General features: G+C 68.8%; 21 protein-coding genes. 17 read left to right on the top strand and 4 right to left on the bottom strand.

Going from position 1 to position 26,634, the window contains the following annotated elements:
* Window positions 1-53: 53 nt before the first annotated feature.
* Complete coding sequence (locus tag NGK70_RS16105; protein ID WP_251973805.1) at window positions 54-908, bottom strand: AraC family transcriptional regulator; 855 nt, start codon at window positions 906-908, stop codon at window positions 54-56.
* A gap of 123 nt (window positions 909-1,031) precedes the next feature.
* On the opposite strand from NGK70_RS16105, the gene NGK70_RS16100 reads away from it, so the two are divergent.
* The gene (locus tag NGK70_RS16100) at window positions 1,032-1,697 is read left to right on the top strand and encodes a protoglobin domain-containing protein (protein ID WP_251969521.1); all 666 of its coding nucleotides are present in this window, start codon (window positions 1,032-1,034) and stop codon (window positions 1,695-1,697) included.
* Between the two features lie 35 nt (window positions 1,698-1,732).
* On the opposite strand, the gene NGK70_RS16095 is transcribed toward NGK70_RS16100, so the two are convergent.
* Together NGK70_RS16095 and NGK70_RS16090 are read right to left on the bottom strand one after the other, a co-directional pair.
* A complete protein-coding gene (locus tag NGK70_RS16095) occupies window positions 1,733-3,853 on the bottom strand; it encodes an oxidoreductase (RefSeq protein ID WP_251969520.1) in 2,121 nt (706 codons plus the stop codon).
* A 149-nt stretch (window positions 3,854-4,002) separates the two neighbouring features.
* Window positions 4,003-6,060 (bottom strand): NADPH-dependent 2,4-dienoyl-CoA reductase, encoded by a 2,058-nt coding sequence (locus NGK70_RS16090; protein WP_251969519.1) that lies wholly within the window; start codon window positions 6,058-6,060, stop codon window positions 4,003-4,005.
* 187 nt (window positions 6,061-6,247) lie between these two features.
* Here NGK70_RS16090 and NGK70_RS16085 point away from each other — a divergent pair, with 187 nt between their 5' ends.
* Complete coding sequence (locus tag NGK70_RS16085; protein ID WP_251969518.1) at window positions 6,248-7,021, top strand: SDR family oxidoreductase; 774 nt, start codon at window positions 6,248-6,250, stop codon at window positions 7,019-7,021.
* 15 nt (window positions 7,022-7,036) lie between these two features.
* Window positions 7,037-7,411, top strand: coding sequence for a nuclear transport factor 2 family protein (locus NGK70_RS16080; RefSeq protein WP_251969517.1), 375 nt, complete (start codon window positions 7,037-7,039; stop codon window positions 7,409-7,411).
* 41 nt (window positions 7,412-7,452) lie between these two features.
* Here NGK70_RS16080 and NGK70_RS16075 read toward each other — a convergent pair whose 3' ends face one another.
* Entirely contained in the window at window positions 7,453-8,256 is an 804-nt protein-coding gene (locus NGK70_RS16075) for an enoyl-CoA hydratase (RefSeq protein ID WP_256490683.1), read from the bottom strand.
* A gap of 110 nt (window positions 8,257-8,366) precedes the next feature.
* On the opposite strand from NGK70_RS16075, the gene NGK70_RS16070 reads away from it, so the two are divergent.
* The 14 genes from NGK70_RS16070 to NGK70_RS16005 all read left to right on the top strand — a co-directional run bounded on the left by NGK70_RS16070 (window position 8,367) and on the right by NGK70_RS16005 (window position 26,285).
* Complete coding sequence (locus tag NGK70_RS16070) at window positions 8,367-9,167, top strand: SDR family oxidoreductase (protein ID WP_251969516.1); 801 nt, start codon at window positions 8,367-8,369, stop codon at window positions 9,165-9,167.
* A gap of 37 nt (window positions 9,168-9,204) precedes the next feature.
* A complete protein-coding gene (locus NGK70_RS16065) occupies window positions 9,205-10,161 on the top strand; it encodes a Zn-ribbon domain-containing OB-fold protein (protein WP_251969515.1) in 957 nt (318 codons plus the stop codon).
* A gap of 17 nt (window positions 10,162-10,178) precedes the next feature.
* Window positions 10,179-11,288, top strand: a complete 1,110-nt coding sequence (locus NGK70_RS16060; protein WP_251969514.1) for an acyl-CoA dehydrogenase family protein — start codon at window positions 10,179-10,181, stop codon at window positions 11,286-11,288.
* Window positions 11,289-11,297: 9 nt separating this feature from the next.
* Complete coding sequence (locus NGK70_RS16055) at window positions 11,298-11,714, top strand: MaoC family dehydratase (RefSeq protein ID WP_251969513.1); 417 nt, start codon at window positions 11,298-11,300, stop codon at window positions 11,712-11,714.
* A gap of 17 nt (window positions 11,715-11,731) precedes the next feature.
* Complete coding sequence (locus NGK70_RS16050; protein ID WP_251969512.1) at window positions 11,732-12,910, top strand: lipid-transfer protein; 1,179 nt, start codon at window positions 11,732-11,734, stop codon at window positions 12,908-12,910.
* A 27-nt stretch (window positions 12,911-12,937) separates the two neighbouring features.
* On the top strand, window positions 12,938-14,119 hold the full coding sequence (locus tag NGK70_RS16045) for an acyl-CoA dehydrogenase family protein (RefSeq protein WP_251969511.1): 1,182 nt from the start codon (window positions 12,938-12,940) through the stop codon (window positions 14,117-14,119).
* Window positions 14,120-14,151: 32 nt separating this feature from the next.
* Window positions 14,152-15,960, top strand: a complete 1,809-nt coding sequence (locus tag NGK70_RS16040; RefSeq protein ID WP_251969510.1) for a long-chain-acyl-CoA synthetase — start codon at window positions 14,152-14,154, stop codon at window positions 15,958-15,960.
* 22 nt (window positions 15,961-15,982) lie between these two features.
* Window positions 15,983-17,095 (top strand): MBL fold metallo-hydrolase, encoded by a 1,113-nt coding sequence (locus NGK70_RS16035; RefSeq protein ID WP_251969509.1) that lies wholly within the window; start codon window positions 15,983-15,985, stop codon window positions 17,093-17,095.
* Window positions 17,096-17,119: 24 nt separating this feature from the next.
* A complete protein-coding gene (locus tag NGK70_RS16030) occupies window positions 17,120-18,310 on the top strand; it encodes an acyl-CoA dehydrogenase family protein (RefSeq protein ID WP_251969508.1) in 1,191 nt (396 codons plus the stop codon).
* A 19-nt stretch (window positions 18,311-18,329) separates the two neighbouring features.
* Window positions 18,330-19,508 carry an acyl-CoA dehydrogenase family protein gene (locus NGK70_RS16025; RefSeq protein ID WP_251969507.1) on the top strand — a complete coding sequence of 393 codons (1,179 nt, stop codon included), beginning with the start codon at window positions 18,330-18,332 and terminating at the stop codon, window positions 19,506-19,508.
* A gap of 16 nt (window positions 19,509-19,524) precedes the next feature.
* The gene (locus tag NGK70_RS16020) at window positions 19,525-21,312 is read left to right on the top strand and encodes a class I adenylate-forming enzyme family protein (protein ID WP_251969506.1); all 1,788 of its coding nucleotides are present in this window, start codon (window positions 19,525-19,527) and stop codon (window positions 21,310-21,312) included.
* A gap of 197 nt (window positions 21,313-21,509) precedes the next feature.
* Window positions 21,510-22,835 carry an IS1182 family transposase gene (locus NGK70_RS16015; RefSeq protein WP_251969505.1) on the top strand — a complete coding sequence of 442 codons (1,326 nt, stop codon included), beginning with the start codon at window positions 21,510-21,512 and terminating at the stop codon, window positions 22,833-22,835.
* A 324-nt stretch (window positions 22,836-23,159) separates the two neighbouring features.
* Complete coding sequence (locus NGK70_RS16010; RefSeq protein WP_251969504.1) at window positions 23,160-24,536, top strand: DUF1329 domain-containing protein; 1,377 nt, start codon at window positions 23,160-23,162, stop codon at window positions 24,534-24,536.
* Between the two features lie 36 nt (window positions 24,537-24,572).
* A complete protein-coding gene (locus NGK70_RS16005; RefSeq protein ID WP_251969503.1) occupies window positions 24,573-26,285 on the top strand; it encodes a DUF1302 domain-containing protein in 1,713 nt (570 codons plus the stop codon).
* The last annotated feature ends 349 nt before the right edge of the window (window positions 26,286-26,634 follow it).

The following is a 26,634-nucleotide window of genomic DNA, read 5'->3' as shown; positions in this document are numbered from 1 at the left end:
CTCCCCGTGAACCTCGGCGAAGATCGGTGCGACGTGGTCTGGCTCCAGACCCATCACAAAGTCGGCTGCTGCTGCGCTGCCAGCCACGCCCGCGGCGCCACACCGAAGCGTTGCTTGAACGCCCGACTCAACGACGAGGCGGCGGAAAAACCCAACTCGGCGGCCACCAGCTTCTGGGGATGACCGGTTTGCAACAGCGTCGACGCGACGGTCAACCGCCAGTCGGTCAGGTATGCCAGAGGTGTGGTTCCGGTCACGTTCCTGAACGCCTCTGCGAACCCGCTGCGTGACATGCCGGCCTCGGCCGCCATGCGCGCCAGCGTCCAGTCAACTTGCGGCGCCGCATGCAGGGCCACCAGGGCGCGTGCCAGGCGCGGATCACTCAGGCCCATGACCAGGCCGCTGCTGACGCCAACCTCCTGCGGATGGTCGATGACCCAGCGCAGCAGCTGAATCAGCACCACCTCGAACAAGCGATCCGCCAGCAGGCGCGAGCCACAGCGCACCTGGTCGGTTTCGGCGAACAGCAGGTCCAACGCGGGCCGAAGACCCGGAATGGCATCCAGCGGCACCTGCACCAGCGGGGGCAGCGCCGCCGCTATGGGGTTGCGGTCGCCACCGGCGAACTGCAGCGTCGCGCAGGTGAAGTCCGAGCCCTCACGCGGCGGGTTGACGAAGGCATGCGGCACGGCGCGCGGGTACAGCAGCAGCGTCGGCTCCTCCACGACCACGCACCGTGGTGCACCGGTGCCTGCCGGGTGCTCGATCTGCAGGCGCCCGCGCCGCAGCACATGCAGGAAGGCGCGATCCGGCTGTGCCTCGAAGGTGGTGCGACCGCACAGTGGCCCGGTGTGGAACAGCGAGGCGCGAACGTGGAAGCGATCCAGCAGCGTCGAGAGGCGATCCACCGCATCGACTGCGCTGGACTTGGAGTCATCTTCCTTGGACTTCATGACACCCATCATCCAGAGTTTCCGGTCACGATGCAAGCCATCGAGCGACATCTGTCGCTTGCCACCCCGGAGACCCCGATGAAGCTCTTCACACCCGCTCTGCTTGCCGTCGCACTGGCCACGGCGCTGCCGGCCAGCCACGCCCAGCAACCGGCCAACCCCGCGGTGACGGGCTACGCCTATGGCCAGCGAACCCTGGCCAAGGCGCCCTACACGATGGCCGATCTGAAGGCGCTGCAGGCCTCTCTGCTGTTCACCGAAGAGGACGTCAAGGCCCTGCGCCAGAGCAGGGCGATCCTGGCCGACCAGACCGACGCGATCCTGGACGTCTGGTACGGTTTCGTGGCCTCGACGCCTGAACTCGTCTACTTCTTTGGTGACGCCAAGACCGGCAAGCCGGACGCTGCGTACCTGGAAGCCGTGCGCAAGCGCTTCGCGCTGTGGATCCTGGACACGGCCGATGCCAACCACGACCAGCGCTGGCTGGACTGGCAGTACGAGATCGGCCTGCGCCACAACCGCCTCAAGAAGAACCAGACCGACCGGGCGCCGAGCGTGGCGCAGGTGAACTTCCGATACATCCCGGCGCTGACCATTCCCATCACCACCACGCTCAAACCCTTCCTCGCCAAGAAGGGCGCATCGACCGCCGACGTGGAGAAGATGCACGCAGCCTGGGTGAAGTCGGTGCTGATGCAAAGCATCCTGTGGAGCCAGCCTTACATCAAGGACGGGGAGTTCTGACTCGGGGAGGTCGGCCTGTCCCGGGCCACGGCAGGTCAGACCGTCCGTCCGGCGCGGTGGCCTTCGTGCATCGCGCCCTCGATGTAGTTGACGCCGGCGCAGTCGCCGATGCGCTGCAGCGGCACGCCGCAGCCGGCCAGGGCGTCGGCCACGCTGGCATCGGCCTCGGCGCCCAGGGCCAGCACCACCGAGTCGGCCGGTGTGAGCTGGGCCTGACCCTCGGCGTCGGACCAGATCACCGCCTTGCGGGTGATCTCGCTGACCTGGGCCTTGAGCTGCAGCGTGCCGTGGGACTTCACCGCGTCCAGCACGCGCCATCGGCGCACGATGGACAGCTCCCGGCCGGCGCGCGGGCCGGGTTCCAGCACGGTGACTTCCCGCCCACGGGCGATCAGGAACTCCGCCAGTTCCAGGCCGACCAGCCCGCCGCCGATGATCACCACCCGCTTGCCCAGCGGCATCCACAGCTTCGAGAGGTTCTGCACCGCCTGGCTGCTGTCGGTGACGCGCAGCAGGCCGCCGGCCTTGAACAGGGCGCGCTCGGCGAGGTTGAGCTTGTTGCGGGCGATCTCTTCGGCACCGTCGCCGGTCATCATCCGGCGCAGCTCGTCGCCGCTCCAGGCGTGGTTCAGGTCCGCCCCGGGGATGGGCGGTGTGCCGCGGCGTGCGCCGGTGGCGACGATGATGGCGTCCGGCCGCAGGTCGGCGACGAAGCCGGCGTCCACCTCGGCATCCAGCCGCACGTCGATGGGCAGGCGCTCCATCTGGGCGCGCAGGTAGTCCAGCAGGCGGCCGTTTTCGGGGTAGGCCAGCCCGGCGAAGAACAGCGTACCGCCCAGGCGGTTGCCGCGCTCGGCCAGCGTGACGCGGTGCCCGCGCAGGGCGGCCACGCGCGCGGCCTCCATGCCGGCCGGCCCGCCGCCAACCACCAGCACGTGGCGCGGCACGGCGGCCGGCTCGATCGTGGCCTCGGCCTCGTGGCCGGTCTGCGCGTTCACGCTGCACTTGACGCGGCGGTTCACGAAGATCTCGCTGACGCAGGTGTAGCAGTAGATGCAGGGGCGGATCTCGCGGGCGCGGCCCTCGGCCAGCTTGATCGGGATCTCGGGGTCGGCCAGGGTCTTGCGGGCCATGGCCAGGAAATCGAAGTGACCACCATGGATCGCCTGGGCAGCTTCCTCCGGCTCGATCCTGCCGGCCGCGATCACCGGGACCTTCACGGCCCGACGGATCGCCGCGGCGTTGGAGACGTAGGCCATCGGCTGCTGTGGCAGCGGCGCGTCGGTGAAGGCCGTGCCGCGGCTGAGCATGGCGTAGGCCGACACGCTGATAGCATCGACGCCGGCCGCCTCGCACAGCTGTGCCGTGGCCACCGCGTCGGGCAGCGTGATGCCGCCGGGCGTGTGCAGCTCCTCGCCGTCCAGCCGCACCCAGACCGGGAAATCCGCTCCCACGCGGGCCTTGACGGCCCGGATCGTCTCCAGCAGCAGCCGCGCGCGGCCTTCCAGCGGCCCGCCCCAGGCGTCGTCGCGGCCGTTGTAGTAGGGCGAGAGAAAGCCCGCCAGGATGTAGTTGTGCGCTGCGTGCAGCTCTACGCCGTCGAAACCGGCGGCCTGGGCACGCGCGGCTGCCGCGGCGAACCACTCGATCATCTGCGCGATGTCGGCTTCGTCCATCACGCGCAGGCGCGGCTTGTGCGGGCCCACGCCGACGAAAGTGGCCAGTTCCTCGCGCGTGACGGCGCTCATCATGTCGGAGGGCTGCACCTTTGGTATCGAGGGCACCCACAGTTCACGGCCCTGGCTGAGGTCGTTGGCGGCGTTCTTGCCGCCGTGGTGCAGCTGCATCGCGATGCGCCCGCCGTGACGGTGCACCCTCTCTGCCACGGCCGCGAGCCCCGGGATGAAGTCGTCGCGCGAGATGCCGACCTGGTAGGGCTCGCCGGTGCCGGCCGGGTAGGCCACACCGCAGGCACCCATCGTGATCAGGGCCGCGCCGCCCCGGGCGCGGGCCTCGTAGTAGGCCTGGATGCGCTCGCCGCAGTGGCCGTTGGCCTCGGCGAAGTTCGATCCCATTGGGGACACCAGCAGGCGGTTGCGCAGTTCCATGCGGCCGATGCGGCCGGGCTCGAACAGGGGGGCGTGAGAGGGGTTCATGGCAGCGGGCTCGCCGATGGGGGTCGGGCAAAGGGAGCGTGTGGACACGCGGATGGTCTGATTGTGGGAAGTGTGCCGCCCCGGGCATCGTCCGTTCGGACGCGGCGCGAGCGCCGACCGTGCTGCACCCACCCACCCGATGGCCGAGGTCAGAGCGCCAGGGCGAGGCGCATGCCCTGCTCGATGGCGCAGCAGGCATCCACCTCGGCAGCCTGGTCGGCGCCGCCGATCAGGCTCACCGGCACGCTGCGTGCCTGCAGCGGCGCCAGCAGCGCGCGCTCGGATTCCTGGCCGGCGCAGAGCACGACGTGGTCCACCGCGAGGCAGCGCGGTGATCCTTCGACGCGCAGGTGCAGGCCGTTGTCGTCCACACCCAGGTACTCCACGCCGCCCAGCATGCGCACGCCGCGCCGGTCCAGTACGCTGCGCCGGATCCAGCCGGTGGTGCGCGCCAGCCCCCGGCCGGGCTTGCCGGGGCGGCGCTGCAGCAGCCAGACCTGGCGTGCCGCCAGGGGCCCGCTGGCCGCGGCCGGCGGTTTGAGGCCGCCGCGGGTCTGCAGGTCGCGGTCGACGCCCCATTCGGCCAGGAAGGCCTGCTGCGCATCGGCCAGAGGTTCGGCGGGGCCGCTGAGCAGCTCGGCCACGTCGAAGCCGATGCCGCCCGCACCGATCAACGCCACGCGCCGACCCAGCGTCTGCGGCTGGCGGATGGCGTCGGCGTAACCGACCACCTTGGCATGCTGCACACCAGGGATGTCCGGCTGGCGTGCGCGCACGCCCGTGGCGAGCACCACGTGGTCAAAACCCAGCAGGTCGTCGGCCCGGGCGCGCTGCCCAAGCCGCAGGACCACGCCGGTCTGCGCCAGGCGTTGTCGGAAGTAGCGGAGCGTTTGACCGAACTCCTCTTTGCCGGGGATGCGCCGGGCCAGGTCGAACTGGCCACCCAGCGTGGCCTGGGCCTCGAACAGAGTCACCGCGTGGCCTCGCTCGGCGGCCTGCACGGCGCAGGCCAGGCCGGACGGCCCGGCGCCCACCACGGCCACGCGGCGTGGCGTGGCGGCCGGGCCGGTGGGCCAATCGGTCTCGCGGCAGGCGCGCGGGTTGACGAGGCAGCTCACGCCCTGTTGCTCGAAGGCCGCATCCAGGCAGGCCTGGTTGCAGGCGATGCAGGTGTTGATGTCCTCGGCCCGGCCCGTGGCGGCCTTGCGGATGAAGTCCGGGTCGGCCAGCAGCGGGCGCGCCAGTGCGACCAGGTCGGCATCCCCGCGCGCCAGCAGGGCCTCGGCCACCTCGGGCGTGTTGATGCGGTTGCCGGCCACCACCGGGATGTCCACCGCCGTGCGCAGGCGCGCCGCCGCCCAGCTGAAGGCCGCGGGCGGCACCAGCGTGGCGAGGGTCGGGACACGCGCCTCGTGCCAGCCGATGCCGGTGTTGAGCAGGGACACGCCTGCTGCCTGCAGCGCACGTGCGAGCGCCACCACCTCGTCCCAGCGGCTGCCGTCGGGCACCAGGTCCAGCAGCGAGAGGCGAAACAGCAGCAGCGCGTCAGCGCCGATCGCCTCGCGCACGCGCTGCACGATCTCCAGCGCGAAGCGCTGCCGGGCCGGGGCGTGGCCGCCCCAGGCGTCGCTGCGCTGGTTGGTCTGCGGGGCGAGGAACTGGTTGATCAGGTAGCCCTCGCAGCCCATCACCTCCACGCCGTCATAGCCGGCGCTGCAGGCCAACCGGGCGGCGCGGGCGTAGTCGGCGATCAGCCCGTGGATCTCGGCCTCGCTGAGCGCATGCGGCAGATGAGGCGACAGCGGCGAGCGCAGCGCCGAGGGGGCCACGCCACCGCTTGCATGGTCGTAGCGGCCCAGGTGCAGCAGCTGCAGCACGATGTGGCCACCTTCGTGGTGCACCGCATCGGTCACCACGCGGTGGCGTGCGGCCTGGGTTGCGTTGCACAGCGTGGCGGTCTCGGCGTGCTCGGGCTGGCCCAGCGCGTGGGCGTTGACGCCGTAGCCGCCGGTCACGATCAGGCCCACGCCGCCGCGGGCCCGCTCGGCGTAGAAGGTGGCCAGGCGTTCGAAGCCATCGGGTCGATCCTCCAGCCCGGTGTGCATCGAGCCCATCAGCACGCGGTTGCGCAGCGTCAGGCCACCGACTGCGAGCGGGGCCAGCAGGTGCGGATAGGGCGAAGCGGCAGGCGGGGGCGTGGGACTCATGGCGGCGGGGGCGCTTGTCGGCTGGAGCCGCGAGGCTAGGGTCGCTGCGGCACCCGGGCATCGTCCGTTTGCACGTGGTGGACAACCGCCCGCCGCGGTGTGATGCTGCCGGGCGCGTTGTGCCGTTCCTGCGCCTGCCATCACACTCACCGTCTCGAACTCACCGTCTCGAATGAAGGAAGTCCGCATGCCCTGCACCCTCATCACCGGCTCCGCCTCCGGCATCGGCGCCGCCGCCCGCGAGGCGCTGGTCGCCGCCGGCCACGACGTCATCGGCGTCGACCTGCGCAACGCCGAGATCATCGGCGACCTCTCCACCGCGGCCGGGCGCGCCCAGGTCATCGCGGCCGCGCTGCAGCGCTGCGGCGGCCGGCTCGACGGGCTGGTGCTCTGTGCCGGCCTGGGGGCCCAGGTGCAGCCGCCCTCGCTGACGGTGTCGGTCAACTACTTCGGCGCGGTCGAGTTGCTCGACGGCCTGCTGCCCGCCCTGCAGCGCGGCGCCCAACCGGCTGCGGTGGTGATCTCCTCGGTCGCGTCGGCCCACCTGCCCTGGGACCGGAACCCGCTGGCCGCCGCGCTGGAGGCAGGCGACGAGGCGAAGGCGCAGGCCGTCGTCAACGGGGCCGGCCCGCAGGGGGGCAATCTGGCCTACGCCGGTTCCAAGAATGCGCTGACGGTGGCCGTGCGCCGGCGTGCGCCGGCCTGGGGGCGTGCGGGTGTGCGCCTGAACAGCGTGGCGCCCGGCGCCACCGAGACGCCGCTGCTGCAGGCCGGGCTGGACGACCCGCGTTACGCCGAGGCGATCCAGAAGTTCATCCCACCGCTGGGCCGGCGCGCCGAGCCGGCCGAGATCGCGTCGGTGGTGGCCTTCCTGATGGGCCCGGCCGCCAGCTACGTGCACGGCGCGCAGATCGTGGTGGATGGCGGCATCGACGCCGCCGGCCGCCCCACACAGTTCTGAGTGGAGGACGCGCCGATGCCCACCGTCGAACAGATGCAGGCCGCCGTGCAGGCCTATGTGCGCGCGCTCAACGAGAGTGACCTGGAGGCCATCGTCGCCCTCTACGCCGAGGACGCCGTGGTCGAGGACCCGGTGGGCTCCGAGCCCCGGCGTGGCCTGGCCGAGATCCGCCGCTTCTATGCCGGCTCGGTGGCACTGAAGCTGGAGGTGGCGCTGGAGGGGGAGGTGCGGGTGGCGGGCTGCGAGGCGGCGTTCGCGTTCAGCGTGTCCTTCGTCCATGAAGGGCGAGCGACGACGATCCGCCCGATCGACCTGTTTCGCTTCGACGCGGCCGGCAAGGTTGTTTCGATGCGCGCCTTCTTCGGCGCCGGGAACATCGAGGCGGCCTGAGCGGTCATCTGCCCCGGTCGGGGCTGGCCCCAGACAGCCGTTCAGCGCCCCTCGAACTTCGGCCGGCGCTTCTCGATGAAGGCCTGCATGCCTTCTTTCTGGTCGCGCGTGGCAAACAGCAGCTGGTTGGCCTTGCGCTCCAGTGCCAGCGCAGCTTCCAGCGAGGCGTCCACGCCAGCGAGCACCACCTCCTTGATCTGCTGTGCGGCCAGCGGCGGCATGGAGGCGATCAGGCGGGCCATCTTCAGCGCTTCTGGGATCACCTCCTCGTCGGGCAGCACCTGGCTGACCAGGCCCATCAGGCGGGCTTCCTCGGCGTCCACGGGCTGGCCAGTGAGCAGCAGACGCATGGCATTGAACTTGCCGACCGCGCGCACCAGGCGCTGTGTGCCGCCAATGCCCGGCATGATGCCGATGCGGATCTCGGGCTGCGAGAAACGCGCGCCCTGGCCTGCCAGGATGATGTCGCAGTGCATGGCAAGTTCCGCACCGCCGCCGTAGGCGTAGCCGCAGACCGCAGCGATGACCGGCTTGGGGCAGTGTTCGATCGGCGCCCACACCCGTTCAGTGTGGCGCTGCAGGATCTCGATGGGCCCGCAGCCTTCCATGCTGCGGATGTCGCCCCCCGCTGCGAACACCTGCTCGCCGCCGGTCAGCACGATCACCCGCACGCTGTCATCGGCCGACAGGTCCGTGAACGCGGCCGACAACCGGGCCTGCAGCCCCAGGCTGAGGGCATTGGTGGCCTCGGGGCGGTGCATGCGCAGCAGGGCCACGCCCTCGGCAGGCCGTTCGAGCAGCAGTTCATCGGCGGGCAGCGGGGCAGGGCAGGGGGCGTCGGTCATCGGCATCTTTCAGGCGCATTCGATGCTCGGCATCGTCCCGGCGGGGGTCTGCAGTCACATCGTCCTTTTGGACGTATCTGCCGCCGGGGGGCGTCTCTAGATTTGAGGGCATGGACCTCAATCAGGTGATTCAGGATGTACCCCGGGACTTCGACCAGCGTGTCGTGCTCGTCACCGGCGGCACCAAGGGAATTGGCCGCGGCATCGCCGAGGGCTTTTTGGCCGCCGGGGCCACCGTGGTGGTGTGTGGTCGAAACGCGCCCGAGAGCGCGCCCGCGGCCGGCGGCCGCACGGCCGAATTCATCACCTGCGACGTGCGTGAGGCTGAGGCCGTGCGCCAGCTGGTGGCGGCCATCGTGCAGCGCCATGGCCGGCTGGACGTCCTGGTCAACAACGCTGGCGGCGCGCCTGCGGTGGAGGCTGCCACCGTGTCGCCTCGCTTCCACGAGGGCGTGCTGCGACTGAACCTGTTCTCGGCCCTGCATGCGGCGCAGGCCGCCAATGCGCAAATGCAGCAGCAGCCCGACGGGGGCGTGATCGTCAACATCGGCAGCATCAGCGCGCTGCGCCCTTCGCCCGGCACGGCGGCCTACGGCGCGGCCAAGGCCGCGGTGCTCAGCCTGACTGCCTCGCTGGCGGTGGAATGGGCACCCAAGGTGCGTGTGGTGGCGGTCAGCCCGGGCCTGGTGCGCACCGAGCAGTCGCACCTGCACTTCGGCGACGACGCCGGTCTGGCGGCGGTGGCCGCCACCATCCCGGCCGGGCGTCTGGCCGAGCCGGCGGACATCGCCCGGGCCTGCCTGTTCGTCGCCTCGCCGCGCGCCGCCTACATGAGTGGCAGCAACCTGCTGCTGCACGGCGGCGGCGAGCGTCCTGCCTTCCTGTCCGCCGCGACGGCGGACAAGCACTGAGCCGATCGGCTCAGCACCCAACAACAAGGAGCATGTCGTGGCAGAACACGAGTGGATGAAGCAGGCCCGCGCCCTGGTGGGCAAGGAGTACGGGCGCGTATATGCCTGGGACCGTGTCAACGAGCCGATGATCCGGCAGTGGTGTGAGCTCATGGGTGTGGCGGTGCCGCACGATGCCGAGGGCCAGGTGCTGGCGCCCGAAGCCATGCTTCAGGTGTGGTGCATGGAAGGCCCGGTGGCCAACAACTACCCGCCAGGCTCGACCACCGACAACCCCTACGAGGTGCTCAAGCTGATGGAGGCCCAGGGCTTCGCGTCGGTGGTGGCGGTGAACTCCGAGCTCAGCTTCGACCGCGCGGTGCGCGAGGGCGAGCGCCTGTACTACACCACGCGGCTGGACAGCGTGGGCGACGAGAAGACCACCGCGCTGGGCACGGGCTTCTTCGTCACGCTGATCATGAGCTACTTCGCCGAGCAGGATGGCGGGGACGAGAAGGTCGGCCAGCTGCTGTTCCGGGTCTTCAAGTTCCGCCCGGCCAACCCGGTCAAGCCCGCGGCCAGCCAGGGCGATGCCCCCTCCGGCCCGCCGAAGATCAAGCGCTCCGCGCCCGGCATCAGTGACGACACGCGCTTCTTCTGGGAAGGCGCGCGCGAGGGCCGGCTGCTGGTGCAGCGCTGCAAGGGCTGCGGCACGCTGCGCCACCCTCCGGGACCGGTGTGCCCCAGCTGCCACTCCTTCGAGTGGGACACGCTGCAGGCCAGCGGCCGCGGCACGGTGTACTCGTTTGTGGTGATGCACTACCCCGAGGTGCCGCCCTTCGACCACCCGAATCCGATCGCGCTGATCGAGCTGGAGGAGGGGACGCGCCTGATCGCCCAGCTGGTGGGAGTGAAGCCGTCCGAGGTGCAGATCGGCCAGGCGGTGCAGGTCGAGTTCAACAGCTTCAACGACGGCGAGCTGGTGCTGCCGCAGTTCCGCCCCTTGGCGGCCTGAGCGCGGAGAGCGATGCAATGGATTTCCAGCTGAGCGAGGATCAGCGCGCTTTTGCCGACATGGCGCAGGGCCTGTTCAACGATTACTGCAGCGATGACCAGCTGCGCGCGCACGACCTGTCGGGCGCCGGTTCGATGCAGGACCTGTGGCAGCAATGCGTGGCCGCGGGCCTCCATGGCATCCTGGTGCCCGAGACGCATGGCGGCCTGGGCCTGGGCATGACCGAATTGATGGCCGTGCTGGAGCAGCAGGGGCGGGCGCTGGCCCTGGTGCCGCTGTGGGAGCAGCAGCTGGTCGCGGCCGCTGTGGCGCGTTTTGCGCCCGAGGCCGCCGACACCTTGCTGCCGGCGGCGATGGCCGGTGAGCTGCTGGCCCTCTCGTTGGCGGGCCTGAGCGCCAGCCGCGGCCATGGCGTGCAGCTGCGCGACGGCCGACTGCACGGCGGCTTGCAGGCGGTGCCGCTGGCCGACCTGGCCGGCCATGCGCTGCTGGCCGTGGCCGACGAGCAGGGCGCCGACCGGCTGGTGCTGCCGGCGCTGTCTCAGCCCGCGGTGCAGCGCGAGACCGGCCTCAGCCAGCACCACCAGGGCCTGGCCGACCTGCGCCTGGACGCGGCCCCTGTGCTGGCCGTGCTGCCGACCGAGGCCACCGCCTGGGTCGAGCAGCGCGCCATCGCCTGCGCCGCCGCGCTGCAACTCGGTGTCACGCAACAGCAGTTGCGCCGCACCGTGGAGTACGTCAGCGAGCGCCGCCAGTTCGAGCGCCCGATCGGCTCGTTCCAGCTGGTGGCCGGCCAGATGGCCGACGGTCAGATCGCCACCGAGGCGCTGCGCGCCGCGCTGTGGCAGCTGGTCTGGCGCCTGGACGCGGGCCGGCCCAGCGCGCCGCAGGCCCATGCCACGCGGGCCCTGGCCAACGATCTGGGTCACCGCGCCGGCCACATGGCGCAGCACGTGCACGGCGGCATGGGGGTCGACGTGACCTACCCGATTCACCGCTTCCTCTACTGGAGCCGCGCGCTGGGCGCGCTGCTGGGCGGCAGCGAGCACCACCTGGCGCGGCTGGGCGACTGGCTGGCCGACAACGACAACCTGGGCTGGAAGTACGACCTGCCCGAAGACTGCTGAGCACACACCATGACCACCACGACGCCCCGTTTCGACGCCGTCCAGATCGGCGATGAGCTGCCGCCGCTGTCGGTGCCCATCACCGTGCCGCTGATCGCCGGGGGTGCCATCGCCACGCGCGACTACTTTCCCGGCCACCATGATCTCGAGGCGGCCAAGGCACTTGGCTCGCCGCACATCTTCATGAACATCCTCACCACCAACGGCCTGGTACAGCGCTTCGTGCAGGCCTGGGCCGGACCCGAGGCCCGCCTGCTGGACCTGAAGATCAAGCTGGGCGCCCCCAACTACCCGGGCGACACGATGGTCTTCAGCGGTGCCGTGACCGACCGCCGCGTGTCCGACCGCACGGTGGACATCACGCTCAAGGGCAAGAACTCGATGGGCAGCCACGTCACCGGCACGGTGCGCGTGGCGCTGGCCTGAGCCGAAGGGGCACACGCATGAGTGACTTCAACATCTCCGGCCGTGCCGCCATCGTCGGCCTGGGCGCCACCGAGTTCTCCAAGAACTCCGGCCGCACCGAGCTGCGCCTGGCCATGGAGGCCACGCTGGCCGCCTTGGGTGACGCCGGCATCGACCCCAGCGAGGTCGACGGCTTCTCGTCCTACACCGTCGACAAGGTGCCGGAGTACGAGATCGCGCGCCTGCTGGGCGCCAAGAACGTCAGCTTCTTCTCGCAGGTGCCGCATGGCGGCGGCGCCGCCTGCGCGCCGGTGCTGCATGCCGCGATGGCCGTGGCCACCGGCATCGCCAAGACCGTGGTGGTCTACCGGGCCATGAACGAGCGCAGCTGGTACCGCTTCGGTTCGGGCTCCTACGGCTTCGGTGCCACCCCGATCTTCGACAACGTCAACTACGGCTGGTACATGCCGCACGGCTTCCACACGCCCGCCGCGTGGGTGGGCATGTTCGGCCGCCGCTACATGCACGAGTTCGGCGCCACCAGCGAGGACTTCGGCCGCGTGGCCGTGGCCGCGCGCGACTTTGCCGCCACCAACCCGGCCGCCTTCTTTTACGGCAAGCCGATCACGCTGGAAGAGCACCAGGCCAGCCGCTGGATCTGCGAGCCGCTGCACCTGCTGGACTGCTGCCAGGAAAGCGACGGCGCGGTGGCGATGGTGATCACCTCGGCCGAGCGCGCGCGCGACCTGAAGACCCGGCCGGTGCTGATCAAGGGTGCGGCGCAGGGCGTCAGCGAGGGCCAGCAGAGCATGACCTCGTTCTACCGCGACTCCATCACCGGCCTGCCCGAGATGGGCCTGGTGGCACGCCAGCTGTGGCAGCAGAGCGGCCTGACGCCCGAGGATGTGCAGACCGCGGTGATCTACGACCACTTCACGCCCTTCGTGCTGCCGCAGTTGGAGGAGTTCGGCTTCTGCAAGCGCGGCGAAGCCAAGGACTTCGTGCGTGCCGGCCACCATGCACGCGGCGGCCAGCTGCCGATCAACACCCACGGCGGCCAGCTCGGCGAGGCCTACATCCACGGCATGAACGGCATTGCCGAGGCCGTGCGCCAGGTGCGCGGCAGCGCGGTCAACCAGGTGGCGGGCGCACGCAACGTGGTGGTGACCGCCGGCACCGGCGTGCCCACCAGCGGCCTGATCCTCGGCGCAGCCTGAACGCCAGCACAGACCGGAGCACAGCCGATGTTCATCGACCTCACCCCCGAACAGCACGCGTTGCGCCTGCGCGTGCGCGACTACTTCACCCAGCTGATGACGCCCGAGCTGCGCGTGCGCCTGCGCGGCGCCGAGAGCGGCAGCGAATACCGCGACACCATCCGCCGCATGGGCAGCGACGGCTGGCTGGCCGTGGGCTGGCCCAAGGCCTTCGGCGGCCAGGGCTTCGGCCCGACCGAGCAGTTGATCTTCTTCGAGGAGGCCAACATCGCCGGCGCGCCGCTGCCCTTCGTGACCATCAGCACCGTCGGCCCGGCGCTGATGGAGCACGGCACGCAGGCGCAGAAGGACCGCTACCTGCCCGGCATCGCCAGCGGCGAGACGATCTTCGCCATTGGCTACTCCGAGGCCCAGGCCGGCTCCGACCTGGCCTCGCTGAAGACCTCGGCGCGGCTGGAGGGCGACCTGCAGAGCGGCCACTTCGTGGTCAATGGCGCCAAGCTCTGGACCTCGGGTATCGAGGCCGCCGATCATGTCTGGCTGGCCGCGCGCACCAGCCCCGACCTGGCGCGCCACAAGGGCATCTCCATCATGGTGATGGACACCGATGCGCCCGGCTTCTCGCACACGCTGATCGAGACGGTGGGCAACATGACCGCCGCCACCTACTACGACAACGTGCAGGTGCCGGCCGCCAACCTGATCGGCGAGCTGCACGGTGGCTGGAAGCTGATCACCGCCCAGCTCAACCACGAGCGGCTCGGGCTGGGTTCCTGGTCGGACAAGGTCTTCGGCCCCTTCCGCAAGGTGCTGCTGTGGGCCAAGGCTCGCGACGAGCAGGGTCGGCGTGCCGTCGATCAGCCCTGGGTGCGTCGTTCGCTCGCCGAGTGCTACACCCGGTTGGAAGCGATGCGGCTGATCAACTTTCGCATCGCCGCTGATTTGGAGGACGGCAACATGGGCGTCGCCCTGGCTTCGGCAACCAAGGTCTATGGCTCCGAAGGGGTGGTCGAGGTGCTGCGCAGGCTGATGGACATCGTGGGTGGCAGCGCCCTGGTGCGCGCCGGCTCCTCCGCAGCCTTCCTGCTCGGCGAGCTGGAGTACGAGCTGCGCGCCAGCACGATCAACACCTTTGGCGGTGGCACCAATGAGATCCAGCGCGAGCTGATCGCTCAGTTCGGACTGGGCCTGCCGCGCCCGGTGCGCTGAGCGCAGGCCCGCGCACCCAGGAGGAGACCCCAGTGACCCACCATCCCATCGTGCCTCGCGAGGTGACCCAGGGCAAGCTAGACCGTCGTTCGGAGGTCAGCATGGCCTTCCGGGCTTCCAGCAGCGACACCACGGCCGAGCGCCTTGAGGAGAGCGCGCAGACCTTTGCCGAGCGGCTGTGCCTTCAGCATGGCGACCAGCGCTGGACGTACACCGAGTTCAACGCCTGCGTCAACCAGGCCGCGCATGCCCTGCAGGCCCTGGGCGTGCGTCGGGGCGACGTGGTGGCGCTGGCGATGGAGAACCGGCCGGAGTTCTTTTTCGCCTGGATGGGGCTGAGCAAGCTGGGGGCGGTCGTTGCCTTCCTGAACACCCATGCCAGTGGCCGAGTGCTGGAGCATGCCCTGGCCGAAACCCGGGCCGGCCGGGTGATCGTTGGCGAGGAGTGTTTGCCTCACTTCGCTGCCACGCCTACCCTGCCAAAGGACCTGCCGCTGTGGCTCTGGCCGGACCATGCTCGCCCCGCCGACCCGGCGCTGCAGGCCCTGTGCACGCTGGATCTGGCTCCCCTCGTGGCCGGAGCGCCGAGCCACAACCCACCCGCGGTCTGGCGTGACGGCCTGGTGGCGGGCGACACCGCGCAGTACATCTTCACCTCCGGCACCACCGGACTGCCCAAGGCGGCCGTGGTCAGCCATGCCCGGTGGCTGATGGCCGGTGCGGCGATGAAGACGGTCTGGGAGATCGGGCCCGAGGACTGCTTCTACTGCTTCCTGCCGCTCTACCACGGTGCAGCGTCGATGTCGGCCACGGCCACCGCGCTCTGCGCTGGCGCGAGCATCGCGCTGCGCCGCAAGTTCAGCCGCCGCGAGTTCTGGGACGACGTGCGCCGCCACCGCATCACGGTGTGCCAGTACGTCGGCGAAATCTGCCGCTTCCTGCTGAGCAACCCGCCGCAGCCCGACGACCGGGACCACTCGCTGCGCAAGATGGCCGGCACCGGAATGGCTCCGGAAGTCTGGACGCGTTGGGTGGAGCGCTTCGGCGAGATGGCGATCTACGAGAGCTGGGGCTCCACCGAGGCCAACGCCAGCACGCTCAACCTCGAGAACCGCATCGGTTCCTGCGGCCGCGTGCCTTTCTGGGATCGGACCAACCTGCGGCTGGTGCGCTATGACCTGGGCAGCGACACCCACCCTCGTGGCCCGGATGGCTTCCTGCAACTCGCCGCCGTGGACGAGCCCGGTGAGGCCATCGGCATGATCTACGACCTGCCCGACCTCATCGCCGGGCGCTTCGAGGGCTACACCTCCGCCGAGGCCACCGAGCGCAAGATCCTGCGCAATGTGTTCCGCGAGGGCGACGCCTGGTGGTCCTCCGGTGACCTGCTGCGCTGCGATGCCGACGGCTACTGCTGGTTCGTCGACCGCATCGGCGACACCTTCCGCTGGAAGAGCGAAAACGTCTCCACCGCCGAGGTGGCCGATGCGTTGGGTGACTTTCCTGGGCTGGACGCTGTGACCGTCTACGGCGTGCAGGTGCCGGGTCACGAGGGCCGCGCCGGCATGGCCGCGCTCGTGCTGCATCCGGGCGTGGACTTCGACCCCGCCGCCTTCTGGGCGCTGGCCACGACGCGCCTGGCGAGCTACGCGGCGCCGCTGTTCCTGCGCCTGTCGGCCACGGCGGACATGACCGGCAACTACAAGTTGCGCAAAGTCGACCTGCAGCGCGAGGGCTTCAACGCCGCTGTGGTGAAGGAGCCTCTGTACGTGCGCGACGATGCCGCCGGAACCTATGTGCCGTTGTCGGAGTCGACCTTGACAAGAGTCCTCGGTGGCTGATATCGGCCGGGACAACATCGCCATGAGTGACGCAGATATGCCGCCGGCGCTGCGGCGCCCGCCGCGCTTGCGCGCCTCGGCTTCGCTGGAGTACCCCTTCACCCCACCCAGTGCCGACGGACTGTCTGCGGTGGAGGTGGCAGCCGGCATCCTCTGGCTGCGCCAGCCCATGCCGATGGCGCTGGATCACATCAACGTCTACCTGTTGCGTGATCGCGATGCGCAAGGCGACTGCTGGACCTTGGTGGACACCGGCTTGAACACCCGGCGCAGCCGCGAGGTCTGGGAAGTGATTGCCCAGCGGCATCTGGTTGGGCTGCCGATCCGCCGGCTCATCTGTACCCACTCGCACTACGACCACTCCGGCCTCGCGGACTGGATCGGCGAGCGCTTCGGCGCGCCGATGTTCATGACGCATGGTGAGTACTTCCTGATGCGTGGTCTGATGGGCAGCCCGCCTCCGGACCCCTTGCCGGCCAGCGACATGCTCTTCTATCGCCGCGCCGGTATGGGAGAGGCCCAGGTCGAGGCCATGTTTGCCGAGTTGCGCCGTGACCCCTTCATGCCGCCGGTGCCCGGCAGCTACCAGCGCCTGCGCGACGGTGACCGGCTGCGCATCGGTGAGCGTGACTGGCAGGTGGTGGTCGGCGAGGGGCATTCGCCCGAGCATGCCTGCCTGTACAGCGCGTCCGAGCGAACTGCCGAGTGCATCCTGATCTCTGGTGACCAGTTGCTGCCGCGCATCACCTCCAACGTGCTGGTCTCTTCGATCGAGCCCGAGGCCAATCCCCTGCAGCTGTGGCTGGCCTCGCTGGACAGGCTCGACCGCCTGGCACCGGACACGCTGGTGCTGCCCTCGCATGAGCGGGTGTTCCGCGGCCTGCATGCCCGTGTGGAGGAGCTGCGCGCGCACCACCGACAGCAGTTCGAGCTGCTGCGCGCTGAACTGGCCCGGAGCGGCGCCGCCACCGCGCTGGAGCTGATGCAGGTGCAGTTCCCCCGGCTGCGCCATGCCGCCGACGAGTTGATGGCGCTGGGCGAGACCCTCGCCCACCTGTCCTGGCTGCGGCACGAGGGTGAAGTGCGACGCGTGCTCGATGATGACGGCTGCCACCGCTTCAGCCTGGCGACCTGATGACCTGATGTTGTGGAGTCCCGATTGAACGACCTTGACACCTTCCGCGCCGAGCTGGCGCAGTGGCTGGAAGCCAACTGCCCGCCGCGCCTGCGCACTCCCATCGTGGCTGACGAGATGGTCTGGGGCGGCTCGCGCTTGACGTTTGCGTTCGAGGAGCAGCGCCTGTGGTTCGAGCGCTGCCGGGAACGCGGCTACTTTGCGCCGGGCTGGCCGAAGGAGTTTGGCGGAGCAGGCCTGAGCCCGAAGCAGGAACGTGTCTTCGAGCAAGAAATGGCCCGCCTGGGCTGCCGCCAGCCCCAGTACAACCTGGGTGTCTGGATGCTCGGGCCGGTGCTGCTGGAGGTAGGCACGTCAGCGCAGAAGCTCGAGCACCTGCCCCCCATGATGCGAGGAGAGCGCCGCTGGTGCCAGGGCTTCTCCGAGCCCAATGCGGGCTCCGACCTGGCCAGCCTCAAGACATCCGCCCGGCTCGACGAGGGCGGGACGCACTACCTCGTCAACGGCGCCAAGATCTGGACCTCCGATGGCGACAAGGCCGACTGGATGTACGCCCTGGTGCGCACCGACAACACCGGGCGCAAGCAAGAGGGCATCAGCTTCGTGATGATCGACATGGCCGATCCGGGCGTGACGGTCAAGCCCATCGAGCTGATCGGCGGCAAGTCCAGCTTCTGCCAGGTCTTCTTCGACAACGTGCGCGTGCCGCTGCGCAACCTGGTGGGGCAGCCAGGCCAGGGCTGGGCAGTGGCCAAGAAGCTGCTACAGCATGAGCGTGCCGCAATGGGCAAGTTCGCCGAAGGCGGCGCGCCCTCGCACGACGCGCTGGCCCTGGGTCGGCAGTACCTGTACGACGCGGACGGCGGGCTGCGTGATGCGGTGCTGCGCGAACGCCTTGCCACCACCCTGATGGATGCTCAGGCCTTTGCGCTGACCAGCCAGCGGCTCAAGGAGCAGGCTCTGGCGCGACAGGACGTCAGTGGCCTGGCGGCCATCATGAAGCTGGTGCAGACCGAGCAGGAAGTGGCCAAGTACGAACTGCTGGAGCAACTCATGGGCCTGCGTGGCCTGGGCTGGGAAGGTGACGAGTTCAGTGCCGACGAGCAGGCGGTCTGCCGCGCCTGGCTGAACACCAAGGCCTACACCATCGGCGGCGGCACCTCCGAGGTGCAGCTCAACATCATTGCCAAGCGCGTGCTGGGCCTGCCGGGCTGAGGCACGGAGCGTGAGAACCATGACTTTCCTGTTGAATGACGAACAACGGCAGCTGGCCGACAGCGCGCGCGACTTCCTGAGCCAGCGCGCGCCCGTCGCCGCGCAGCGCGCCCTGCGTGATGGAGCGGCACCGCTGGGCTTCGACGCCTACGTGTGGCAACAGGTGATCGACCTGGGCTGGACCGCTGCGGTGGTCCCGGAGTCGCAGGGCGGCCTGGCGGTGGGCTACGCGGGACTGGGGGCCGTCTTCGAACAGGTCGGCCGACACCTGTCGGCGCTGCCGCTGCTGTCAAACCTGCTGTGCAGCGAGTTGCTGCTGCGCAGCGGCAACGACGTGGCCATCGCCCGCTGGCTGCCCGGCTGGATCTCCGGCCAGGACCGTGCCGCGCTGGCGGTGGACGAGTCGCGTGGGCATGACCGCGTCGCCCTGGTTGCGCCGGCCACACTGGCCCGGCGCGAAGTGGGCGGCTGGGTGCTCGATGGCGAGAAGTGCTTCATCCTTGATGGCCTGGGGTCCCAGCAGCTGATCATCGTCGCGCGCACTGGGGAAAATCACGTCCCTGAGGCGGTGGGCACGGGCGCGGAGGACGCCATCGATGCAGATTTGGCCCTGTTCGTGGTCGGCACCGCCCGCCCCGGTGTGAGCATGCAGGCCACGCACCTGGTCGACAGCCGCAATTACGCCCGCGTGCGTCTGCAAGGTGTGCGCGTGGCCGACGATGCGCTGCTGGTGCGCGGACCGGCTGCCCGACGGGCGCTGGACGCAGCGCTGGACCGTGCACGCATTTGCCTGGCTGCCGAGGGACTGGGCGTGGTGCGCGAGGCCTTCGAACGCACGGTGGCCTACCTCAAGGAGCGTGTGCAGTTCGATGTGCCGATCGGCTCCTTCCAGGCCCTGCAGCACCGGGTCGCTCGGCTGTACTGCGAGATCGAGCTGTTCGACAGTGCGGTGCGCGCAGCCCTGTCGGCCATCGATGCCGACAGCCCGGACCTGCCGCTGCTGGCCAGCCTGGCCAAGGCCCGCTGCTCCGACCTCTGCGTGCGGGCCTTGAACGAGGCGGTGCAGCTGCACGGCGGCATCGGCGTGACGGACGAGTTCGACCTGGGCCTGTTCCTCAAGCGCGCCCGTGTGCTTCAGGCCAGCCTGGGTGACGCACGCTTCCATGTCGACCGCTATGCTCGCCTGAAAGGACTTTGACCCCATGAACCAGCGCATGAGCGACCCCATGGATACACCTCGACAAGCGGCCGCTACCCCAAGCGCTCACCCGGCCACCGCGGCTTCCCCGGGCCCCGCCGTCAGCCCGCCCGACCTGCCAATGCTGGCCGCCGAGTGCCGCGTCCGCCTGACCGCTGCCGGGGCACCCTTCGAGCTGCAGCCACTGCAACGCGGTGGCCAGACGCTGAACGCCTACAAGAATGCGTTTGCGACCCTGCCCGAGCTGCTCAACGCCGGCCGGGCCCATGCCGGCAAGGAGTTCATCGTTCACGAAGGCGAGCGCTGGAGCTGCGAGCGCTTCTTCGCAGCGGCCGATGCGCTGGCCGGACGGCTGCAGCAAGAGCTCGGAGTGCGCCCAGGCGAGCGCATTGCCATCGCGATGCGCAACCGCCCCGAGTGGGCGGTGGCCTTTGTCGCCGTGGCGCTGCTCGGTGCGGTGCCCGCGCCACTCAACAGTTTTGGCCTGCGTGATGAGCTGCTGGCCAACCTGCGCGATCTCACGCCGACCTGGCTGCTCTGCGACGCCGACCGCCATGCGCGGGTGGCCGATGACCTGGGCGCCCTGGGTTGCCGGGCCATCGTGGCGGACGCGGCGGCAGCCGACGCACCGGCGGGGCTGGATTGGCCGGCGCTGATCGCGCCTGGCGGGCCGGCCTACGTTCCGCCGAGCCTGCAGCCTGACGATGCAGCACTGATCCTTTTCACCTCTGGGGCCAGCAGCCAGGCCAAGGGCGTGCTGTCCAGCCAGCGTGCGGTGTGCCAGGCGCTGTTCAACATTGACTACATCGGTGCCGTTTCGGCGATGACCTCGCCGGACCTCGTCGCGGCGATGATGGCGCGCGGCTTGCAGCCCACCACCCTCACGGCCGTGCCGCTCTTTCACGTCAGTGGACTGCACGCCCAGCTGCTCACGTCCCTCCGCCACGGTCGGCGCCTGGTGTTTCTGCCGCGCTGGGATCCGGCGCGCGCACTGGCGCTGATCCGCGATGAGCAGGTCACGCAGTTCAACGGGGCGCCGGCGATGGTGGCGCAGCTGCTCGCGCAGCCCGGATTCGACGACCCCGCGTTCACAGGCACGCTCGCGGCGCTGGGCTTCGGCGGGGCGGGGCTGCCGCAGCGACTGATCGACGAAGTGCTGGTGCGCCGCGGGGACTCGATGTCGGGTGTGGGATTCGGACTGACCGAAACCAACGGCGTGGGCTCGGCCTGTTCGGGGCGGCTGTTCCGGCACCGGCCGACGGCCTCGGGGCTGATCTCGCCCATCGTCGAGATGGCGGCCTTCGACAGTGACGGCACACCGCTGCCCACCGGTGAGGTGGGTGAGTTGCGCATGCGCGGCGTCACGGTGATGGAAGGCTACTGGAGTCAGCCTGAGGCGACTGCGCGGGCGATGCGCGGCGGCTGGTTCCACACCGGGGACATCGGCCGCATCGATGCGGACGGCTATGTGCACATCGTCGACCGGCTCAAGGACGTCATCAACCGGCACGGCGAGAAAATCGCTGCACTGGAGGTGGAGTCCTGTCTGCTGCACCACCCCGGTATCCTTGAGGCGGCGGTGTTTGCGCGGCCGGATGAGCTCACCGGCGAGGCTGTCGTGGCCGTATGCGCAATGGCCGACGGGGTCCACCTGACGTCCGAAGAGGTTCGCACGCACGTGGCCACACGCCTGGCCGCCTACAAGGTGCCTGCCGACGTGCACCTGCGCCACGAACCGCTGCCGCGCAACCCGGCCGGCAAGCTGCTCAAGACTGCCTTGAAGCGCGAGTACCTCAGGCCCTGAGCGCGACCACGGCCGCGGCGGGAAAGTCCTGTCCGTGCCGTCTGATCTCATCCAGCAAAGCCCCTCCTGCAGGGGCTTTGCCGCTGCAGCGCCAGCACACAGCTTCTGAACGCTCGCTTGGGGGTCTGCGCCTAGGAGTGTGGGCGGCAGAAGGGAAGTCCCTGACAGCCAACGCGCAGCCTGAGCGTTGAACAGCCATGGCCATCAGCTACCGCCCATACGAACCGCAGCAGGAGATGCTGCTGCCCGCATCGCTGCAGGACTGGCTGCCCAAGGGGCACCTGGCGTACTTCATCAGCGACACGATTGACGCGTTGGACTTGGGGGCGTTCTACGCCCGGTATGCAGGAGGCGGCGCGCGCAACCAGCCGTTTCACCCGGCGATGATGGTCAAGGTGCTGGTCTACGGGTATGCCACGGGCGTGTTCAGCTCGCGCAAGATCGAGCGCCGGCTGCACGAGGATCTGGCCTTTCGCATGCTGGGTGCGGGCAACTTCCCCAAGCACCGCACGATCCGCGACTTCCGCGCGTTGCACCTGAAGGAACTGGCCGACCTGTTCGTGCAGGTGGTCAAGCTGGCGCGCGAGATGGGGCTGGTCAAGCTGGGGACGGTGGCTATCGACGGCACCAAGATCAAGGCCAACGCCAGTCGCCACAAGGCGATGAGCTACGAACGCATGCAGCAGGCTGAGGCGGAGTTGAAGGCGCAGATCGAGGCGCTGCTGGAGCGGGCGAAGACCACCGACGCGGCCGAGGCCGACGAGCCAGACTCGGACATTCCGGCCGAGATCGAGAGGCGCGAGACGCGGCTCAAGGTCATCGCCGAAGCCCGCGAGCGCCTGGAGCAGCGCCAGCGCGAGGCCGACATCGAGCGCGGTCGCAGCGCCGACGATGAGTGCAAGCCGCGCGACGAGGACGGCAACCCCAAGGGCGGGCGCTACAAGCGCGAGTTCGGCGTGCCAGAACCGAAGGCGCAGGACAACTTCACCGACCCAGCCAGCCGCATCATGAAGCGCGCCGGAGGTGGCTTCGACCCCTGCTACAACGCGCAGACGGCAGTGGACGACACGGCGCACATCATCGTCGCCGCCGAGGTGGGCAACAACGCGGCTGATGTCGGGCAGTTGCTGCCGATGCTGCAGGCGGTCGAGGACAATACCGGTCAGGCAGCCGAGCAGGCGTTGGCCGATGCGGGCTACCGCAGCGAAGCCAATTTCGCAGGCCTGGCAGGCTCACCCACGGAGTTGGTCGTTGCACTGGGGCGAGAGGGCAAACGCTGCGCCGAGGTGGATGCCCAGAGAAATCCGCACACCGCAGAGATGGCAGCCAAGCTGCAGACCGACGAGGGCAAGGCGGCCTACCGCCGACGCAAGTGGATCGCCGAGCCACCCAATGGCTGGATCAAGAACGTGCTCGGCTTCCGGCAGTTCAGCCTGCGAGGTCTGCACCGGGTGCAGGCCGAGTTCAAGCTCGTGTGCCTGGCGCTGAATCTGCGGCGTATGGGCAACATGCTTGCAGATTGAGGGCGCACAGATGCGAGAAACCGACCCGAACAGCCAGCCGCAAAGGCGCCCGCACAGCGCTGTGGGCAGCTACGACACCTCGCGAGGTCGGCGAACGGGCGAAAAGCCAGAGCCGTGCTCCCAATCCGCCATCCGCGCGGCTCCGGCAAATTACTGCCGCCCACACTCCTAGTCTCATCAGACGATGGAGAAAAGGGGGCGCGGTCAAACAATGCGAGCGTCGAAAAGGACGGAGGGTGCATTGCGTCGATCCTCTCCGGTCCGGATCGCAAGCCACCTGAGCGTGGCGCCCGTGTACGCATTTCCTCGTGGAAGGAGACATTGATGAAGATCGCGATGACCCATGCACCGATCGCCCTGGCGGTGGGCCTGTTGCTGGCCGGACCCGCGCTGGCCAAGGTGCCGGCTGCCGAGGCCGAGAAGCTCGGCAAGGATCTGACCTGCACCGGCGCCGAGAAGGCCGGTTCCGCCACAGGCGTACCCGAGTACGTTGGCAAGTGGCTGGGTGTGCCACCCGGTGTGAACTTCAAGCTGCATTCAGGCCAGTTCCAGCCCGACCCGTATGCCGCCGAGAAGCCAATTCTGACGATCACTGCCGAGAACGCGGCGCAGTACACCGCACGCCTGAGCGAGGGCCAGAAGGCGATGCTGGCCAAGTTCCCGAAGACCTTCCGCATCCCGGTCTACCCCGGCCATCGCGACTTCCGCTACTCGGACTCGGTCTGTGCAGTCGTGAAGAAAAATGCGCTGGAGGCCGAGGTCGTGGATGACGGGCTGGGCATCAAGGCCAGCAAGGGAGGCATTGCCTTCCCGTTCCCGAAGGACGGCATCGAGCTGCTGTGGAACAACCTGTTGCCCGCGCGCGCTTACAACGAAGAGACCATCCGTGACTTCGCCAACGTGCTGGGTGACGGCAGCATCGCCTGGGGCCGTGCGCACAACCGCAGCCTGGATCTGACCAACGATCCGGCCCTGCGTGGCCAGCCGGTCGAGGGCGTCATGGCGCGCTCGATGAACCGGGTGCTGGCGCCCGAGCGAGAGAAGGGCAACGTGAGTGTATCGGCCGAGCCGCTGAACTTTGCCAAGGGCAAGCGCCTGGCGTGGAGTTACGACCCCGGCACGCGGCGCGTACGCCAGGTGCCCGAGTTCGGCTTTGACCAGCCGATGAACGGCACCAGCAACAAGATGACGATCGACTCCGACCGTCTCTTCAACGGTTCGCCCGAGCGCTACAACTGGAAATCGCTTGGCAAGCGCGAGATGTACGTGCCGGCCAACGCCTTCAAGATCGACCAGCCCAACATCAAGTACGCGGACCTGGTCAAACCCGGCCACGCCAACCCCGACTACATGCGCTATGAGTTGCGCCGGGTCTGGGTGCTCGAAGGCACGTTGAAGGAGGGCTTCCGCCACCTCTATGCCAAGCGCGTGATGTTCCTGGACGAGGACACCGGCCACGCTGTCGCGTCCGACCTCTACGATGGCCGCGGCCAACTCTGGCAGCACGCTTTCATCAACTACTACTACTCCTTCGATACGCAGGCCTGGCACGCCGGCACGAGCTTCTATCACGACATGAACTCGGGGGGCTACATCGGCTACAACCTGTTCCAGGAACGTCCCGTCGGGCCGTTGCTGAACAAGGGCGACCTCAAGGAGTCCATGTTCACCCCCGAGGCGGCTCGCACGGCCGGCAACTGATACCGCAAGCGCAACGCGCATCGAGGAGACATTCCCATGAAGAAAGACATCCAACTCAAGCCTGTCGCGCTGGCCGTGCTGGCCGCCCTGCTGGGTGGCGGCGCCTCGGCGGGCGAGGCCATCGAATTTGGCGATGGCCTCAAGCTCGATTGGCGGCTGATGGGCACCTACACCCTGTCGCAGCGCATGAAATCGGCCGACCCGGTATTGGCAGGCAACGCTGGCAGCAACGACGGCAACAACAACTTCAAGAAGGGGGCATTTACCGCCAATCGTCTGGGCCTGTTGCTAGACACCAAGCTGGCCAAGGGGGACCACGGCCTGGTGCTCTCCGCCAGCAGCTTCTACGACGACGTCTACCACGGCAAGAACGACAACAACGGTGCGGCGAACAACCCCAACAAGGTGAATCACCCAGCGCCCTACGACGAGTTCACCGCAGAGGCGAGGCGCTATCACGGCGGCTACAGCCGGGTACTCGATGCTTACGGCTACACCTCGTTCGACGCGGGGGCAGCCGGACGGATGACGGTGCGTGCCGGCCGGCACGTGGTGTCATGGGGGGAGGCGCTTTTCTTCCCGGGCATCTCGCTGGCCCAGGGGCCGGCAGACGGCACCAAGACCGGCGTGCCCGGCACCGAGACCAAGGATCAGTTGCTGCCTGAGGACCAGATTTCTGCCACCCTCGAAGTCAATTCGCGCTGGTCCGTGCTCGCCCAGGCGCAGTTCAACTGGCACCCGACGCTGGCGGCGGCTCCCGGATCGTTCATGAGCACCTCGGACGGAGTCGGTCCAGGAGGCAGCTGCCTGGGGCCGTACAGCACCATCCCAGCGGTGGGCACCGTGTTTTCGGGCTTCAGTGGCTGTTCATTTGGTGCGCGGGGCTCGGACATCACCCCGTCCAAGACCGGCCAGTGGGGACTGGGCACGCGGTTCCGTGTGACCGAAGAGACCGAGCTGGGCGCTTACTACCTGAACTACCACGACCGCACTCCGCTGCCGGAGATCAATGCCTTCACGCCTGGAACAGCAATTCCGGCATCGCTGCAAGCGGCGTTTGGCGGCATTACACAGATCGGCAACGGCAGCTATCGCGTCCGCTATTTCGACAACATCAAGCTGCTCGGCCTGACGGCCAGCACGACCTTTGGTGCGGTGCAGATGGGTGGGGAGATCTCGCACAAGCAGGGCGCCCCGGTACTGATCGATGCTCTGGTCAATCCGGCTACGGGTGCGACGATCGCCACGCCCACGCGCGCTGACATCACCCAGTTCAACGTCAACGCCTTCTACAACGTTGGTCGCTCGCCAGTGGCGGACTCCATGCAGTTGCTGGGTGAGTTCTCGTATGTCAAGGTCAGCAACGTCGAGGCCCGCAAGGCCGTTGGCGCGGAGGCATTCCCAGCGGCGTTCGGCTTCACGGCCAGCGACAAGCTGAACTTCAAGACCGACGAGGGGTTGGCCTTTTCCGCCACCCTGGTGCTCGGCTATCCTGGCGTGTTTGATGGCTGGGATTTGACTGTGCCCATTGCATACTCGAAGCAGCTGATGGGGCGCAGCCTGCTCGGAGGCGTGGGCGGTGAGGGCGATGAGCGCTACAGCTTGGGAGCTACCTTCACCCGTGCGAGCAATTTCTCGGTGGGCCTGACCTACCTGGGCTATGCGGGCTCGGCGTCGCTGGACTCGAAAACCTCCCGCCTGGCGACCGACCGTGACCAGCTCTCGGTGGTGATGAAGTACGCGTTCTGATGACCGGCGGCTTGCAAGGGCCGCGTCGCTAAGAACGGCCTGGTGACCCCAGGCCGTTTTTTGTTGTGCGCCCAGCATGGGCGCACTCTTGCGGGTGCAAGTCCCACCGTAAGTTGGTCACGACGAACGAAGTGAAGCGCAACTGCATGACGGCGACCGAGTGTGGGGAGGAAGCGTGGACCGAAGCTGTGAGCCGATGAACAAGAACCGGATAGAAGGCGCCGCCGACCAGGGCGAGCGGGCAACGAACTGCGAAACTCTCGTGAATGACTGGTCTGACGACCTCAACCATTGCAACCGCCCGGTGCGGACCCGCATGCCGGGTGGTGTGGGAGGGGCTCGGCCGACA

It is taken from the genome of Sphaerotilus microaerophilus (genome assembly GCF_023734135.1).
Lineage (GTDB): Bacteria > Pseudomonadota > Gammaproteobacteria > Burkholderiales > Burkholderiaceae_C > Sphaerotilus > Sphaerotilus microaerophilus.
The sequence above is the reverse complement of the archived record's forward strand: the minus strand, read 5'-3'. Positions and strand labels throughout refer to the sequence as shown.

Excerpts from the sequence above, each read along its gene's own strand:
- NGK70_RS16100 (WP_251969521.1), top strand. The coding sequence starts at position 1,032 with ATGAAGCTCTTCACACCCGCTCTGCTTGCCGTCGCACTGGCCACGGCG.
- NGK70_RS16095 (WP_251969520.1), bottom strand. The coding sequence starts at position 3,853 with ATGAACCCCTCTCACGCCCCCCTGTTCGAGCCCGGCCGCATCGGCCGC.
- NGK70_RS16090 (WP_251969519.1), bottom strand. The coding sequence starts at position 6,060 with ATGAGTCCCACGCCCCCGCCTGCCGCTTCGCCCTATCCGCACCTGCTG.
- NGK70_RS16085 (WP_251969518.1), top strand. The coding sequence starts at position 6,248 with ATGCCCTGCACCCTCATCACCGGCTCCGCCTCCGGCATCGGCGCCGCC.
- NGK70_RS16080 (WP_251969517.1), top strand. The coding sequence starts at position 7,037 with ATGCCCACCGTCGAACAGATGCAGGCCGCCGTGCAGGCCTATGTGCGC.
- NGK70_RS16075 (WP_256490683.1), bottom strand. The coding sequence starts at position 8,256 with ATGACCGACGCCCCCTGCCCTGCCCCGCTGCCCGCCGATGAACTGCTG.
- NGK70_RS16070 (WP_251969516.1), top strand. The coding sequence starts at position 8,367 with ATGGACCTCAATCAGGTGATTCAGGATGTACCCCGGGACTTCGACCAG.
- NGK70_RS16060 (WP_251969514.1), top strand. The coding sequence starts at position 10,179 with ATGGATTTCCAGCTGAGCGAGGATCAGCGCGCTTTTGCCGACATGGCG.
- NGK70_RS16055 (WP_251969513.1), top strand. The coding sequence starts at position 11,298 with ATGACCACCACGACGCCCCGTTTCGACGCCGTCCAGATCGGCGATGAG.
- NGK70_RS16050 (WP_251969512.1), top strand. The coding sequence starts at position 11,732 with ATGAGTGACTTCAACATCTCCGGCCGTGCCGCCATCGTCGGCCTGGGC.
- NGK70_RS16045 (WP_251969511.1), top strand. The coding sequence starts at position 12,938 with ATGTTCATCGACCTCACCCCCGAACAGCACGCGTTGCGCCTGCGCGTG.
- NGK70_RS16035 (WP_251969509.1), top strand. The coding sequence starts at position 15,983 with ATGAGTGACGCAGATATGCCGCCGGCGCTGCGGCGCCCGCCGCGCTTG.
- NGK70_RS16025 (WP_251969507.1), top strand. The coding sequence starts at position 18,330 with ATGACTTTCCTGTTGAATGACGAACAACGGCAGCTGGCCGACAGCGCG.
- NGK70_RS16020 (WP_251969506.1), top strand. The coding sequence starts at position 19,525 with ATGAGCGACCCCATGGATACACCTCGACAAGCGGCCGCTACCCCAAGC.
- NGK70_RS16015 (WP_251969505.1), top strand. The coding sequence starts at position 21,510 with ATGGCCATCAGCTACCGCCCATACGAACCGCAGCAGGAGATGCTGCTG.
- NGK70_RS16010 (WP_251969504.1), top strand. The coding sequence starts at position 23,160 with ATGAAGATCGCGATGACCCATGCACCGATCGCCCTGGCGGTGGGCCTG.
- NGK70_RS16005 (WP_251969503.1), top strand. The coding sequence starts at position 24,573 with ATGAAGAAAGACATCCAACTCAAGCCTGTCGCGCTGGCCGTGCTGGCC.